This window comes from Streptomyces phaeolivaceus, from assembly GCF_009184865.1.
Classification (GTDB): Bacteria; Actinomycetota; Actinomycetes; order Streptomycetales; family Streptomycetaceae; genus Streptomyces; species Streptomyces phaeolivaceus.
This window is the reverse complement of record NZ_CP045096.1, coordinates 6,520,081-6,534,157: the sequence shown is the minus strand read 5'-3', so window position 1 is coordinate 6,534,157 and position 14,077 is coordinate 6,520,081. Positions and strand designations below refer to the sequence as shown.

The following is a 14,077-nucleotide window of genomic DNA, read 5'->3' as shown; positions in this document are numbered from 1 at the left end:
TGCGTGCTTGCCGTGCGTGCTTGCCGTGCCTTGTGTTCATGCCTTGTTGTCGGGGTGGACGTTCCGGTGACGGCCGGCGGTTGCGGTGGTCAGTAGGGTGCGGCGCATGACACAGGCCGGATCGGGTGCGGTGGGACTGCGCCGGTCGCTCGGGGTCGGGGACGCGGTGGTCGTCGGGCTCGGGGCGATGGTGGGCGCGGGCATCTTCGCCGCGCCGGGGCCGGCCGCGCGCGCCGCCGGGTCGGGGCTGCTGCTCGGGCTCGGGATCGCCGCCGTGGTGGCGTACTGCAACGCGATGTCGTCGGCGCGGCTGGCGGCCGTGTATCCGGCGTCGGGCGGCACCTATGTGTACGGGCGGGAGCGGCTCGGGGACTTCTGGGGGTACCTGGCCGGCTGGTCGTTCGTCGTCGGCAAGACGGCCTCGTGCGCGGCGATGGCGCTGACCGTGGGGGCGTACGTGTGGCCGGGGCAGGCGCACGCCGTCGCGGTGGCGGCGGTGGTGGCGCTGACCGCCGTGAACTACGGCGGCGTGCGGAAGGCCGCCTGGCTGACGCGGGCGATCGTGGCCGTGGTGCTGGCGGTGCTCGCCGCCGTGGTGGTCGTCTGTCTCGGGTCCGGCGAGGCCGCCGCCGGGCGGCTGGACAACGGAGGGTCGGGGGGCGTGGGCGGGGTGCTCCAGGCGGCCGGGCTGCTGTTCTTCGCGTTCGCCGGGTACGCGCGGATCGCGACGCTCGGCGAGGAGGTACGGGATCCGGCGCGGACCATCCCGCGCGCGATCCCGCTCGCGCTGGGCATCGCGCTGGTCGTGTACGCGGCCGTGGCGGTCGCCGTGCTCTCGGTGCTGGGCGCCGACGGCCTGGCGCGGGCCTCGGCCCCGCTGGCCGACGCGGTGCGGGCGGCCGGGGTGCCGGGGCTGGTGCCCGTGGTGCGGGTGGGGGCGGCCGTGGCCGCGCTCGGCTCGCTGCTGGCGCTCATCCTGGGCGTCTCCCGCACGACCCTCGCGATGGCCCGGGACCGGCATCTGCCGGGGGCCCTGGCCGCCGTGCACCCGCGTTTCCAGGTGCCGCACCGGGCCGAGCTGGCCGTCGGTGCCGTGGTCGCCGTGCTGGCCGCCACCGTCGACGTCCGGGGCGCGATCGGGTTCTCCTCCTTCGGCGTCCTCACGTACTACGCGGTCGCCAACGCGTCCGCCTGGACGCTGAGTTCGGCACCGGTCGCACGGGTCGTACCGGCGGTCGGGCTCGTCGGGTGCGCCGTGCTGGCGTGCGCGCTGCCGGTGTCGTCGGTGGGCGCGGGCGCCGCCGTGCTGGCAGTGGGGGCGGCGGCGTACGGCGTACGGCGGTGGTGGGCGGGGCGGGGGCGCTGAGCCCGGACCTTCATCGGGCGAGGCGTACGTCGATGTGGTGCGCGGTGAGGAAGGCGATCACTTCCTCGAAGGTCTCCGGGCGGGTGTCGACTCGGGGCGAGAGGCCGAGGTGGGCGCGGGCGATCGGGGCGTCGTGCCAGACCAGGGTGAAGGGCGCGGTGGCGCCGAAGCCGCCGCGCAGGGCGTCGGCGACCTCGGCGAGGCGGCTGCCGAAGTGGCCGCCGGGGCCGTTGACGGCCTCGCCGAGGGCACAGAAGAACGCCTCGGCGTCGGTGAGGTGGCGGCCGTCGAGGTGGTAGGTGGTGCCGGCGGGGGCGTCGGGCGCGGTCGTGTCGCGGTTGGCGCGGGTCGTGCGGAGCCAGAAGGCGCGACCCGCCATGTCGCAGCCGGCCCAGAGGTTGGGTTCCGCGGGGCGGCCCCGGTCCCACAGGGACCAGACCTGTGCGGCGGCCGTCGGTGGCCGGTCGGACCAGGGTTCGAGGGTGAGATCGACGAGGCCGGGGCCCCGGCCCGACGGGATCCACGCGGTGAGTTCGCCCTCCACGGCGGCCTGGACGGTACGTCCATGGGCGTCGACCCGCAGCAGTTTGGCGTGCCCCAGGTCCTCCTCGCCCGCGTCCAGCGCGGCCCGCAGGGCGCCGCGCGGCGCGCAGCCGAGGAGCCGTATCGGGGGGTCGTCGTCGCGTTCGGGCGGGTCCTCGTCGAGGCGCGCCAAGTCCTCGCACGCGCCGCGTGGTTCGGCCTCGGGGCCGAAGAGCCGGAAGCCCCAGGACAGGGGGCGGCGGCGCGGGTGGTCGGACGGGTTGTCGGGGTGCGGGGCGCCCTCGACCGTGGCGTCCCGCAGGGCCGGGTCGCCCGGGCTCGGGCGGTCGCCGAGGACGCGTACGTCGTCCAGGCGCCACTCGTGGACGGGCTCGCCGCTCTCGTCGAGGATCTCCAGAACGAGGCGGCCGAGCGGTGCGGAACCGTCGGCACGCGCGCGCGTGAGGGCCGTGCGCAGAGCGGCCTCGGGGGCGCAGCCGAGGAGTTCGTATCCGCCGCGCGGTGCCGGGGGCGGGTCGCCGAAGAGGTTCTCGGTGTGTGTGCAGGAGGCCCAGGTCTCCTCGGGGCCGTACTCGCCGTGGAACGCGGCTTCCGCGTCGTACGACAGCAGGACGTATCTCGGCCGTTCCGTGTCCCCCACCCCGCCCCTCCCCCGGAGTGCCGCTCTACCAGCGCTGCTGGGCGAACGGCTGGTCCGAGCGGACGATCTCGCGGCCCAGGGGCATCAGGGAGACCGGGACGAGCTTGAAGTTGGCGATGCCGAAGGGGATGCCGATGATCGTCAGGCAGAGGACCAGGCCGGTGAAGATATGGGTCAGGGCCAGCCACCAGCCCGCCAGGAGCAGCCACAGGATGTTGCCCACGCAGGACGGCGCGCCCGCGTCACGGCGCTCGACCGCGCTGTACCCGAAGGGCCACAGGGCGTAGACGCCGATCCGGAACGAGGCGATTCCGAACGGGATACCGATGATCGTGATGCACAGAAGCAATCCTGCGAACAGGTAGCCGAGGAAGAGCCAGAAGCCGCTGAGGATCAGCCAGATGATGTTCAGAATGGTCTTCACTGGGGGCGACCTGCCATCTTCTCGAGTCGGGCGATGCGTTCCGCCATCGGCGGGTGTGTCGAGAACATTCTGGAGAATCCCCGGCCCGGCCGGAAGGGGTTCGCGATCATCATGTGGCTCGCGGTCTCGATCCGGGGCTCCGGGGGCAGCGGAAGCTGCTTGGTCCCTGTTTCCAGTTTGCGAAGGGCACTGGCGAGCGCAAGTGGATCGCCGGTGAGCTGGGCGCCGGCGGCGTCCGCCTCGTACTCCCGGGAGCGGCTGATCGCGAGCTGGATGAGGCTCGCGGCGAGCGGGCCCAGGATCATGATCAGCAGCATGCCGAGGAGGCCGGGGCCGTCGTCGTCGTCCGAGCGGCCGATGGGGATCAGCCAGGCGAAGTTCACCAGGAACATGATCACGGAGGCGAGGGCGCCCGCGACCGACGAGATCAGGATGTCGCGGTTGTGGACATGGCTCAGCTCATGGCCGATGACACCGCGCAGCTCGCGTTCGTCGAGCAGGCGGAGGATGCCGTCGGTGCAGCACACGGCCGCGTTGCGCGGGTTGCGGCCGGTCGCGAAGGCGTTCGGGGCGTCCGTCGGGGAGATGTACAGCCGGGGCATGGGCTGGCGGGCCTGCATGGAGAGCTCGCGGACCATACGGTAGAGCGCCGGGGCCTCGAACTCGCTCACCGGGCGCGCGCGCATCGCGCGTAGAGCCAGCTTGTCGCTGTTCCAGTACGCGTACGCGTTCGTGCCGAGGGCGACGACGACCGCGATGATCAGACCCGTACGGCCGAAGAGGCTTCCTATGACGATGATGAGTGCGGACAGTCCCCCGAGGAGTACGGCGGTCCTGAGCCCGTTGTGCCGGCGGTGCACGGTACGCCCTCCAAGTCGTGCGGCGGGGGAACCCATTGCCTGCTGTCGCTGCTGACTCCACTTCTCAGTGGACCCTCCCGTACTGGTCAACGCCAGGCGGGGGGTACTAGTTCCCTTGTGCGCGCGGCCCGGCCGGAGGGCCGTCCGGGTGAGGAGAGCGGTCTAGAAGAGGACGGTGTCGGCGAAGCGCAGGACGAGCTGGGGTGCGCCGGAGAGGGCGATGCCGACGATTCCGGTGAGGGCGAGCGCGGCGGTGAGGGGCGCGGGCACGCGGTGCGGTGCGGGGGCTTCGGCGGTTGCGCCCTCGGTCGCGTCCTCACGCGCGCGGAACAGCAGGGCCGTCCACTGGAGGTAGTAGAAGAGGGCGATCACGACGTTGACGGCCATGACGACGGCGAGCCAGCCGAGGCCCGCGCCGACGGCCGCCGAGAAGACGGTGACCTTCGCGAACAGGCCGATGACGCCCGGCGGCAGTCCGGCGAGGCAGAGCAGGAAGAAGGCCAGGAGCAGGGCGGCGAGGGGGTGCGACGCGTACAGGCCCCGGTAGTCGGCGAGCCGGTTCAGGGGCTTCGTACGGCCGACGAGGGCGGCCACGGCGAAGGCGCCGAGGTTCACCGCCGCGTACATCAGGGCGTACGCCACGGTGGCGCCGATGGCCCTCTCGGCGTCGGCGGCGTCGTCGGCGTACGCGGCGGCCGCGATCGGTACGAGGAGGTAGCCGGCCTGGCCGACGGAGGACCAGGCGAGCAGCCGGACCGCGCTGTACGCGCGCGTGGAGCGCTGTCTCAGGGCGCCGAGGTTGCCGACGGTCATGGTGAGGGCGGCCAGCGCGGCGAGGGCGGGGCCCCAGACGTCGGCGTACGACGGGAGGGCGACGACGGTGATCAGGATCAGCCCGGAGAAGCCGACCGCCTTGCCGACGACGGAGAGGTAGGCGGCCACCGGCAGGGGGGCGCCCACATAGGTGTCGGGGACCCAGAAGTGGAACGGGACGGCGGCCGTCTTGAAGGCGAAGCCGATGAGGGTGAGGACGACACCGGCCTGGGTGAGGGTGTGGAACTGGCCGTCGACGTCCTGGATCCGGTCGGCGATCTCGGTGAGGTAGAGGGTGCCGGTGGTGGCGTAGAGGAAGCTGATGCCGAGGAGGCTGACGGCGGTCGCGGCGACGGACGACAGGAAGAACTTCAGGGCCGCTTCGGAGGACCGCCGGTCGCCGAGCCGGATGCCGACGAGGGCGAAGGCGGGCAGGGAGGCGACCTCCAGGGCGACGATCAGGGTGGCGAGGTCGCGGGAGGCGGGCAGCAGGGCGGCGCCGGCCGCGGACGACAGCAGCAGGAACCAGAACTCGCCCGCGGGCAGGGTCTGCTTCTCGTCGTTCAGGGCCGTCATCGACAGCAGGGCGGCGAGGAGTGCGCCGCCGAGGACGAGGAACTGGACGACGAGGGTGAAACGGTCGGCGGTGTAGCTGCAGACCTCCGGGGCGCCGGTCAGGCAGAAGGTGGCGCGGTCGCCGTCCAGGAGCGGCAGCAGGGCCAGGAGCGAGACGGTGAGGCCCGCGACGGACGCCCAGCCGAGGACGGTCTTCTTCGTGTCGCCCACGAACAGGTCGGCGACGAGGACGGCCAGGCCGACGACCGCGGCGATCGTGGGCGGCGCGACGGCGAGCCAGTCGACGGACTGGACGACGGACTCGGCCAGGGTCCGCGCCGGGCCCTGGGCCAGTGCGTGGGCCAGGGTCTCGGCCTGGGCGTGGACCGGCGGCTGGGCCAAGGGGCTCAACGGGTGCCTCCTGCGAGGAGCTGCTGCACGGCCGGGTCGGACAGGCCGAGGAGGGCCGCGGGCCAGAGGCCGGCGAGGACGGTGAGGGCGACGAGCGGGGTCCAGGCCGCGAACTCGTACGCCTGTACGTCGGCGAGGCCCGGACTCTCCCCCGGTTCCTGCGGGGCGGCGCCCATGCAGACGCGGCGGACCACGATCAGGAGGTACGCGGCGGTGAGGAGGGTGCCGAACGCGGCGATCGTCATGAAGGTGAGGAAGGCCGGGCGGCTGAGGCCCTCGGCGGGCTCGAACGCGCCGAACAGGGCCAGCATCTCGCCCCAGAACCCGGCGAGTCCGGGCAGCCCGAGGGAGGCGACGGCGGCGAAGGCGAGCAGGCCGCCGAGGCGCGGGGCCCGGCCGTAGAGGGCGGCGCCGGTCTCCCGCGCGAGGGTGTCCAGGTCGGTGGTGCCGGTGCGGTCCTTGAGGGCGCCGACCAGGAAGAACAGCAGGCCGGTGATGAGGCCGTGGGCGATGTTGGCGAAGAGGGCGCCGTTCACACCGGTCGGGGTCATCGTGGCGATGCCGAGGAGGACGAAGCCCATGTGGCCGACGGAGGAGTACGCGATGAGGCGCTTGAGGTCGCCCTTCGCGCCCTGCCGGGCGAGGGCGAGGCAGGCGAGGGAGCCGTAGATGATGCCGACGACCGCGAACGCGGCGAGGTAGGGCGCGAAGACGCGGAACCCGTCCGGGGTGATCGGCAGCAGGATGCGGACGAACCCGTAGGTGCCCATCTTCAGCAGGACGCCGGCCAGCAGGACCGAGCCGACGGTCGGGGCGGCGGTGTGGGCGTCCGGCAGCCAGCTGTGCAGCGGCCACATCGGGGTCTTCACGGCGAGCCCGACGCCGATGGACAAAGCGGCGATGACCTGCACGGATGTGGTCAGCTCGGGGTGATTGTCAGTGGCGAGTGCCACCATGTCGAATGTGCCCGCCCTGAGTCCGATCAGGAGCAGGCCCAACAGCATGACCACGGAACCGAGCAGGGTGTAGAGGATGAACTTCCAAGCGGCCTGTGTGCGTTGCTCACCGCCCCAGCGGGCGATGAGGAAGTACATCGGGATGAGCACCATCTCGAACGCGAGGAAGAACAGCAGCAGATCGAGGACGGCGAAGGTCGCGAGGGTGCCGGATTCGAGGACGAGGAGCAGGGCGACGAATGCCTTCGGGGACGGGCCCGTCGGCATCTTGAAGTAGGAGTAGAGCGCGCAGAGGAAGGTCAGCAGCGCGGTCAGGACCAGAAGGGGGAGGGAGATGCCGTCGATGCCGAGGTGGATGCGTACGTCGAGCGCCGGGATCCAGCTGATGTCCGTGCTGGCCTGCGTCTTCGACGGCTGGTCGTGGTCGAAGCCGAGCGCGAGGACGATCGCGGCGATGAGGATCACGCCGGTCACGGTGATCCCGTGGCGGAGCACGGCCTGCTCGGGTGACTTGCCCTTCAGTCCGGGCGGGGCCGGGAGGAGCGCGGCGGCGGCGCCGAGGAGCGGGCCGACGACGATCAACGCCAGAAGGACCTGCATCACGGACTCGTTGATATCGATCACGCCTGCTCACGCTCCCGTGGCGACGACGAGGGCGGCGACCACCAGGACGACGGTGCCGGCGAGCAGCGCGCTCACATAGGTCTGGACGTTGCCGGTCTGGGCCTTGCGTACGGCCGCGCCCAGCAGGCGGGGCACGGCGCCCGCGCCGTGGACATAGGTGTCGACGACCTCGCGGTCGAGGAACCGGACGAGACTCGCGGCGGCCTGGACCGGGCGGACGAAGAGGACCGTGTGGACGGCGTCGAGGTGGAAGCCGGCGGCGGCATGGCGGTGCAGCGGGCCGAGCAGGAGACGGCCCGGGTCCGCCGGGTCGGGTGCCGAGGCCACGTCGCCGTAGGCCGGGGTGTGGCTCGCGATGGCCTCCGCCTCGACCGTGGCGGCGTCCGCCCCGGGGTGGGCCGCGACCGCGCCCAGCGGGACGCGGGCCGCCCTGGCCCCGGCGGTCCGCCAGGCCCCGTACATCGTCAGGGCGCCGATCAGGGCGGCGCCCGTGCCGAGGACGGAGGTGGTGAGGGTGGGTGCCAGGTCTTCGCCGTCGAACCAGTCGGGGAGCCTGCCGTACGCGAACCCGCCGAAGGCGAGGGAGGGGACGGCGAGCACCCAGAGCACGAGGGTCATCGTGCGGGGCTGGCGGCCGTGGTCCGGGGCCTCGGCGCCCTTGCCGTGGAAGGCGAGCAGCCACAGGCGGGTGGCGTACGCGGCGGTGAGCAGGGCCGTGAGGACGCCGGCGACGAGGACGGTCCAGCCGGCGGCGCCGGGGACGGGCTGGGCGTGGCCGGCGGCGGCGTGCTCGGCGGCGCCGAGGACGGACTCCTTGGAGAAGAAGCCGCTGAAGGGCGGGATCGCGGCGAGCGCGAGGAGCGCCACGGTCATCGTCCAGAAGGCGTCGGGGACGCGGGCGCGCAGATGGCCCATGCGGGACATGGCGGCCAGCGAGTTGGTGCCGGCGGCGTGGATGATCACGCCGGCCGCGAGGAACAGCAGCGCCTTGAAGGCGCCGTGGGAGATGAGGTGGAAGACGGCGGGACCGCTGTCGCCGACGGCGAGGGCGCCGGTCATATAGCCGAGCTGGCCGATCGTCGAGTAGGCGAGGACGCGCTTGATGTCGTCCTGGGCGAGCGCGGCGAGACCCGAGCCGACCATGGTGATCGCGGCCATGACGGCGAGGACGAGCAGGGCCGCCGAGGAGGCGGCGAAGACCGGGAGGAGACGGGCGACGAAGTAGACACCGGCGGCGACCATCGTCGCGGCGTGGATCAGCGCGGAGACGGGCGTGGGGCCCGCCATCGCGTCGGGGAGCCAGGTGTGCAGGGGGAACTGGGCGGACTTTCCGGCGACTCCGGCGAGGAGGAGCAGAGCGATCAGCGTGGGGTGGTCCAGGCCGCCTTCGGAGACGGTGGCCAGGATCCGAGTGATCCGGAACGACCCGGCGTCCGTGGCGAGGGCGAACAGACCGATGAGGAAGGGGACATCGCCGAGCTTGGTGACCAGGAAGGCCTTCAGGGAGGCGGCACGGGCCTCCGGGGTCTCCCAGTAGTGGCCGACCAGGAAGTACGAGCAGATGCCCATGATCTCCCAGCCGACCAGGAGCACCATCAGATCGCCGGAGTAGACGACCAGGAGCATCGCGGAGGTGAAGAGGGAGACGAGGGCGGCGTACGAGGGGTAGCGCGGGTCGTCGCGGAGATAGCCCGTCGAGTAGACCTGCACACAGGTGGCGACCAGGCCGACCAGGACGGCGACGAGGGCGGCGAAGCCGTCGATGTACAGGGCGAGTTCGATCGGGACCGAGCCGGTCGGGGTGAGCTGGGTGGCCGCGTCCACGGCCGCGTCGCCGCCCTGGCGTACGGCGACCAGGACGGTGAGGGCGAAGGCCGTCAGGGTCGGGAGTACGGCGAGGGGGCGGACGAAGCCGGGGGCGGTGCGGCCGAGGAGCAGACCGGCGGCGGCGCCGAGGAACGGGAGGAGGGGGACGAGGACGGCGAGGGTGGTCGTGGTCACGCGGTGGCCTCAGCCTTCTCGCCCCGCTCGGGTCGGCCGGACCCCTGGGCCTCGTCGGGGTCTTCGGTGCCGTCGGACTCGGGCTCGTGGCCCTCGGCGGTGTCGCGGAGCTTGTCGATGTCGGCGGTGCCGCGATTGCGGTGGACGGCCAGGACGATCGCCAGGCCGATGCCGATCTCGGCGGCGGCGATGGTGATCGTGAACAGGGTCAGGGCCTGGCCGGAGTGCAGGGTCTCCTCGGCGGTCCTGCTGAGCCAGACGTCGAAGGCGACGAGGTTGAGGTTGACGGCGTTGAGCATCAGCTCGACGGACATCAGGACGAGGATCGCGTTGCGGCGGGCGAGGATGCCGTAGAGGCCGGTGCAGAAGAGGAGGGAGGAGAGGACGACGGGGTAGGCGAGGTGCATCAGCGGGCACCGCCCTCGGCCGACTCGGGTTCCGTGGGGGCCTTGGGGGCCTTGGGGGCTGTGGGGAGCGCGTCGGCCTTCGCCTTGCGGGAGAGGACGATCGCGCCGACCAGGGCCGCCAGGAGGAGGACGGAGAGGGCCTCGAAGGGGAGGACCCAGTTCTGGAAGAGGCTCTCGCCGGTGGTCTTCGTGGAGCCGGCGGCGGGGCCGTCGAGGTCGATCCAGGTGGTGCGGAAGGCGTCGACGACGACCCAGACGAGGGCGGCGGCCGAGGCGACGGCCACGGTGAGGGCGGCCCAGCGGTTGCCGGAGTCGGCGTCCGGGGAGCGGCCGATGGGGGCCTTGGTGAGCATCAGTCCGAAGAGGAGGAGGACGACGACGGAACCGACGTAGATGAGGACCTGCACCCAGGCGATGAACTCGGCGGTGAGCAGGAGGTATTCGACGGCGAGGCCGCCGAGGGCCACCACCAGCCAGAGGGCGGCGTGCACGAGCTGGCGGGTGGTGACGGTGACGATCGCCGCGCCGAGGGTGACCACACCGACGAGGAGGAAGGCGATCTCGACGCCGGTCGGGGAGAGAAAGCCCTGGGGTGCCTGGGCGAGGAGGCTGTGCGAGGCCTGGGCCGGGGCCTCGTGGAGTGCCTGGGCGAGGGTCATGAGTCGGCTCCCTCGGGGGTGTCCGGCTCCGGCTCGGCCAGGGTCGCGGCGAGTTTCTCGGCGGTCTTGCGGGCGGCGGCCAGTTCCTTGGGTTCCTCGGCGGCGGGGTCGAGGGCCGGTGGGGCGGGGACGGTCCACATCCACTCGCGGAGCTTGTCGCGTTCGTGGGTGAGTTCGTGGATGTCGGTCTCGGCGTACTCGAACTCCGGGGACCAGAAGAGGGCGTCGAAGGGGCAGACCTCGATGCAGATACCGCAGTACATGCAGAGGGAGAAGTCGATGGCGAAACGGTCGAGGACGTTGCGGCTGCGCTCACGGCCGCCGGGGGCGGCGGGCGGGACGGTCTCCTTGTGGGAGTCGATGTAGATGCACCAGTCCGGGCACTCGCGGGCGCACAGCATGCAGACCGTGCAGTTCTCCTCGAAGAGCCCGATGACACCACGGGTGCGGGGCGGAAGCTCGGGCTGGACGTCCGGGTACTGCTCGGTGACCGTCTTCTTCGTCATCGTGCGGAGGGTGACGGCCAGGCCCTTGGCTAGGCCGGAGCCGGGGATGGGGGCCATGGCTACTGGATCACCACCTTGACGACGCCGGTGAGGGCGATCTGGGCGAGGGAGAGGGGGACGAGGAGGGTCCAGGAGAGCTTCTGGAGCTGGTCCTCGCGCAGGCGGGGGTAGGTCACGCGGAGCCAGATGACGACGAAGGCGAGGGCGGCGGTCTTCAGCAGGGTCCAGACCCAGCCGAGGCCCTCGGCACCCCACGGGCCGTGCCAGCCGCCGAGGAAGAGGACGGTGGTCAGGCCGCACAGCACGACGATTCCGGCGTACTCGGCGAGGAGGAACAGCGCGAAGCGAAGGCCGGTGTACTCGGTGTAGGCGCCGAAGATGATCTCCGAGTCGGCGACGGGCATGTCGAACGGGGGGCGCTGGAGTTCGGCGAGGCCGGCGACGAAGAAGACGATCGCGCCGACGATCTGCCAGGGGAGCCACCACCACGCGAAGGCGTCCACGATGCCGACGAGGGAGACCGTGCCGGCCGCCATCGCCACGGAGGCGGCGGTGAGGAGCATCGGGAGTTCGTAGGCGAGGAGCTGGGCGGCGGTACGGAGGCCGCCGAGGAGGGAGAACTTGTTCGCGGAGGCCCAGCCGGCCATCAGCGAGCCGAGGACGCCCACGCCCATGACGGCGAGGACGAAGAAGATGCCGGCGTCGATGACCTCGCCGACGGCGCCCTCACCCGGGCCGATCGGGATGGCGAGGAGGACGAGGAGGTACGGGAGGAGGGCGACGGCCGGGGCGAGCTGGAAGACGCGGCGGTCGGCTCCGGCCGGGACGATGTCTTCCTTCTGCGCGAACTTGACGCCGTCCGCGACGAGTTGGGCCCAGCCGTGGAAACCGCCGGCGTACATGGGGCCGAGGCGGCCCTGCATGTGGGCCATCACCTTGTGCTCGGTCTGGCCGATGATCAAGGGGAAGGTCAGGAAGACGACGAACACGATGAGGAGTCGCAGGGCGACGTCCAGAGCGTCGTTCACCGCGTGCCTCCCGTGGGGGGTCGGGGGGTGGTCGGGTCTTCGGGGGTGCGCTCGTCGGCGGTGCCCGCGTCGGGTTCAGCCTCGGGCTGGGGCTGGGGTTCGGGCTTGGGCTCGGGCTCGCTCTCAGGGCCGGGCTCGCTCTCAGGGCCGGGCTCGTCGAAGGCCGGTCGGGCGTGGTGCCAGGGCGCGTCCGCGCTGCGGGGCTCGGGGCGCGGCTGCGCCGAGGGCTCGGTGGTGCCGGTGCCTTCGGTGCCGGTGCCTTCGATGCCGGTGCCTTCGATGCCGGTGCCTTCGATGCCGGTGCCTTCGATGCCGGTGCCTTCGATGCCGGTGCCTTCGGTGGCGGGGGGTTCGGTGGCGGGGGGTTCGGTGGCGGGGGGTTCGGTGGCGGGGGGTTCGGTGGCGGGGGGGCGCTGGCTCGCCGAGCCTCCCGATGCGGTGCGGGCGCGGCGGGGGGAGGGTGAAGCAGCCGGTGTGTCCGTAGCCGGGCCCGTGGTCGGTCGGCTCGGTGGTGGCTGGCTTGTTGAGCCCTCTGTTGCTGAGCGGGTGCGGCGGGGGGTGTCTGTTGTGCGGGGTGAGCGGGTGGGGCGGGTGGGGGCCTGGGGGAGTTGGCCCTTGAGGGGGCCCCATTCGTTGGGGTCGGGGACGCCGGGTGGGAGCATCTGGCGGCGTTTGGGGCCGCCGTGTCCCGCACCGGCCGCAGGCTCCCCGGGTTCCTTCGCGCCGGGCCAGGCCTTCGCCACGCGCGCGGCGAGGACGAAGTCCTTGCGGAGGGGGTGGCCCTCGAAGTTCTCGGGGAGAAGCAGGTGGTCCAGGCCGGGGTGACCCTCGAAGTGGACGCCGAACATCTCGTGGGTCTCGCGTTCGTGCCAGGCCGCGCCCGCGTAGATGTCCACGGCGGTCGGGAGGACCGGGGAGGCGTGCGGGATCGTCGTGCGCAGGAGGAGGCGGCGGACCGGGGAGAGGGCCACCACGTGGGCGGCGACACGGAAACCCGTGCCCGGTTCGTCGACCGCGCTCAGCCAGTCGAAATAGGTGCAGCCCAGGGTGGTGCGGGCCGTGCGCAGCGCCTCGGTCCAGGAGGCGGGCGGGACGTCCACGGTGAGGACGTCGTACGACTCGTCGGCCGTGGCCTCGGGGCCGAAGAGTTCCTCGGCGGGGGCGGGGAGCCAGCCGGTCGTCATCCGTCCCCCTTTTCCGGACCGGTTTCCGGACCCGTTTCCGGACCCGTTTCCGGACCCGCTTCCGCGCCGCCGGGCGCCGGGGGCCTCACCAGGCCGCTCTGCAGCGCCGCCGGCGACGGGCCGGAGCCGGTGCCCGTGCCGTACCGCTCCCCCAGCGACTCCCGGGCGATCTTCTCCTGGAGTTTCAGGATGCCCTGGAGAAGGGCCTCGGGGCGGGGCGGGCAGCCGGGGACGTACACGTCGACGGGGATGATCTGGTCGACGCCCTTGGTGACGGAGTAGGAGTCCCAGTAGGGGCCGCCGCAGTTGGAGCAGGCGCCGAAGGAGATGACGTACTTCGGTTCCGGCATCTGTTCGTACAGGCGCTTCACGGCCGGGGCCATCTTGTCCGTCACCGTGCCCGAGACGACCATGAGGTCCGCCTGCCGGGGGCCGGGGGCGAAGGGGATCACGCCGAGGCGGATGAAGTCGTGGCGGGCCATGGACGCGGCGATGAACTCGATCGCGCAGCAGGCCAGGCCGAAGTTGAAGACCCAGAGGGAGTAGCGGCGGCCCCAGTTGAGGATCACCTTCATCGGCTCGGGGGCGAGGCGGGCGAGGGCGCCCAGCCGTTTCGGCTCCGGGAGGAGGACGGGCTTTGGGGCGCCCGGCTCCGGGGGGTTCACTTTCGGCGTCACGTCCATGCCAGGACGCCCTTCTTGTATGCGTAGAGCAGGCCCACGGCGAGGAAACCGAGGAAGACGAACATCTCGACCAGGGTGGTCGCGCCGTAGCCGGGGTCGGCGAAGACCGTCGCCCAGGGGAAGAGGAAGATCGAGTCGATGGCGAAGATGACGTAGAGGAACGCGTAGACGTAGTAGCGGACCTGGGTGTGGGCCCAGCCCTCGCCGACCGGGTCGACGCCGCACTCGTACGTCAGGAGCTTCTCCCGGGTCGGGATCTCGGGCCGGAGCAGCCGTCCCGCGCCGAAGGCCACGGCGACGAAGAGCACGCCCACGGCGGCGAGCAGTCCGACCACCGAGTAGGACTGGAAGTACTCCGCCGCTACCGCGACGGTCGGTTCCGCCGCTACGACGACGGTCGGTTCCGGCACGTCCGTC

14 protein-coding genes are annotated in these 14,077 nt (G+C 72.2%); 1 reads left to right on the top strand and 13 read right to left on the bottom strand.

Annotation, left to right across the window (positions count from 1 at the left end; translation table 11 throughout):
• Nucleotides 1-106: 106 nt before the first annotated feature.
• Nucleotides 107-1,366, top strand: a complete 1,260-nt coding sequence (locus tag F9278_RS30300; protein WP_152171151.1) for an APC family permease — start codon at nucleotides 107-109, stop codon at nucleotides 1,364-1,366.
• Nucleotides 1,367-1,376: 10 nt separating this feature from the next.
• Here F9278_RS30300 and F9278_RS30295 read toward each other — a convergent pair whose 3' ends face one another.
• The 13 genes from F9278_RS30295 to F9278_RS30235 all read right to left on the bottom strand — a co-directional run bounded on the left by F9278_RS30295 (nucleotide 1,377) and on the right by F9278_RS30235 (nucleotide 14,070).
• On the bottom strand, nucleotides 1,377-2,549 hold the full coding sequence (locus F9278_RS30295) for a barstar family protein (RefSeq protein WP_152171150.1): 1,173 nt from the start codon (nucleotides 2,547-2,549) through the stop codon (nucleotides 1,377-1,379).
• Between the two features lie 25 nt (nucleotides 2,550-2,574).
• Nucleotides 2,575-2,973, bottom strand: a complete 399-nt coding sequence (locus tag F9278_RS30290) for a YccF domain-containing protein (protein WP_152171149.1) — start codon at nucleotides 2,971-2,973, stop codon at nucleotides 2,575-2,577.
• Nucleotides 2,970-3,833, bottom strand: a complete 864-nt coding sequence (gene htpX / locus F9278_RS30285; RefSeq protein WP_152171148.1) for a zinc metalloprotease HtpX — start codon at nucleotides 3,831-3,833, stop codon at nucleotides 2,970-2,972. Before htpX ends, F9278_RS30290 begins: the two co-directional genes overlap by 4 nt.
• 162 nt (nucleotides 3,834-3,995) lie before the next feature.
• Nucleotides 3,996-5,603: an NADH-quinone oxidoreductase subunit N gene (locus F9278_RS30280; RefSeq protein ID WP_404819029.1), complete on the bottom strand. Its 1,608-nt coding sequence runs from the start codon at nucleotides 5,601-5,603 to the stop codon at nucleotides 3,996-3,998.
• A gap of 5 nt (nucleotides 5,604-5,608) precedes the next feature.
• Nucleotides 5,609-7,192 (bottom strand): complex I subunit 4 family protein, encoded by a 1,584-nt coding sequence (locus tag F9278_RS30275; RefSeq protein ID WP_152171147.1) that lies wholly within the window; start codon nucleotides 7,190-7,192, stop codon nucleotides 5,609-5,611.
• A gap of 6 nt (nucleotides 7,193-7,198) precedes the next feature.
• Complete coding sequence (locus F9278_RS30270) at nucleotides 7,199-9,193, bottom strand: NADH-quinone oxidoreductase subunit 5 family protein (protein ID WP_152171146.1); 1,995 nt, start codon at nucleotides 9,191-9,193, stop codon at nucleotides 7,199-7,201.
• Nucleotides 9,190-9,600 carry an NADH-quinone oxidoreductase subunit NuoK gene (nuoK, locus tag F9278_RS30265; protein ID WP_152171145.1) on the bottom strand — a complete coding sequence of 137 codons (411 nt, stop codon included), beginning with the start codon at nucleotides 9,598-9,600 and terminating at the stop codon, nucleotides 9,190-9,192. The genes F9278_RS30270 and nuoK overlap by 4 nt, the downstream gene beginning before the upstream one ends.
• Nucleotides 9,600-10,259, bottom strand: a complete 660-nt coding sequence (locus F9278_RS30260) for an NADH-quinone oxidoreductase subunit J family protein (protein WP_152171144.1) — start codon at nucleotides 10,257-10,259, stop codon at nucleotides 9,600-9,602. The genes nuoK and F9278_RS30260 overlap by 1 nt, the downstream gene beginning before the upstream one ends.
• Entirely contained in the window at nucleotides 10,256-10,822 is a 567-nt protein-coding gene (locus F9278_RS30255) for a NuoI/complex I 23 kDa subunit family protein (RefSeq protein WP_152171143.1), read from the bottom strand. Before F9278_RS30255 ends, F9278_RS30260 begins: the two co-directional genes overlap by 4 nt.
• Nucleotides 10,823-10,824: 2 nt before the next feature.
• A complete protein-coding gene (locus F9278_RS30250; RefSeq protein ID WP_152171142.1) occupies nucleotides 10,825-11,793 on the bottom strand; it encodes a complex I subunit 1/NuoH family protein in 969 nt (322 codons plus the stop codon).
• Complete coding sequence (locus F9278_RS30245) at nucleotides 11,790-12,977, bottom strand: NADH-quinone oxidoreductase subunit C (RefSeq protein ID WP_152171141.1); 1,188 nt, start codon at nucleotides 12,975-12,977, stop codon at nucleotides 11,790-11,792. The genes F9278_RS30250 and F9278_RS30245 overlap by 4 nt, the downstream gene beginning before the upstream one ends.
• A complete protein-coding gene (locus tag F9278_RS30240) occupies nucleotides 12,974-13,660 on the bottom strand; it encodes an NADH-quinone oxidoreductase subunit B (protein WP_152171140.1) in 687 nt (228 codons plus the stop codon). The genes F9278_RS30245 and F9278_RS30240 overlap by 4 nt, the downstream gene beginning before the upstream one ends.
• Nucleotides 13,651-14,070, bottom strand: a complete 420-nt coding sequence (locus tag F9278_RS30235) for an NADH-quinone oxidoreductase subunit A (protein WP_152171139.1) — start codon at nucleotides 14,068-14,070, stop codon at nucleotides 13,651-13,653. The genes F9278_RS30240 and F9278_RS30235 overlap by 10 nt, the downstream gene beginning before the upstream one ends.
• Nucleotides 14,071-14,077 lie beyond the last annotated feature (7 nt).

What these genes read in the sequence shown, in the direction of transcription:
- F9278_RS30300 (WP_152171151.1), top strand. Translation starts at nt 107, where the DNA reads ATGACACAGGCCGGATCGGGTGCGGTGGGACTGCGCCGGTCGCTCGGG.
- nuoK (WP_152171145.1), bottom strand. Translation starts at nt 9,600, where the DNA reads ATGCACCTCGCCTACCCCGTCGTCCTCTCCTCCCTCCTCTTCTGCACC.
- F9278_RS30260 (WP_152171144.1), bottom strand. Translation starts at nt 10,259, where the DNA reads ATGACCCTCGCCCAGGCACTCCACGAGGCCCCGGCCCAGGCCTCGCAC.
- F9278_RS30255 (WP_152171143.1), bottom strand. Translation starts at nt 10,822, where the DNA reads ATGGCCCCCATCCCCGGCTCCGGCCTAGCCAAGGGCCTGGCCGTCACC.
- F9278_RS30245 (WP_152171141.1), bottom strand. Translation starts at nt 12,977, where the DNA reads ATGACGACCGGCTGGCTCCCCGCCCCCGCCGAGGAACTCTTCGGCCCC.
- F9278_RS30240 (WP_152171140.1), bottom strand. Translation starts at nt 13,660, where the DNA reads ATGGACGTGACGCCGAAAGTGAACCCCCCGGAGCCGGGCGCCCCAAAG.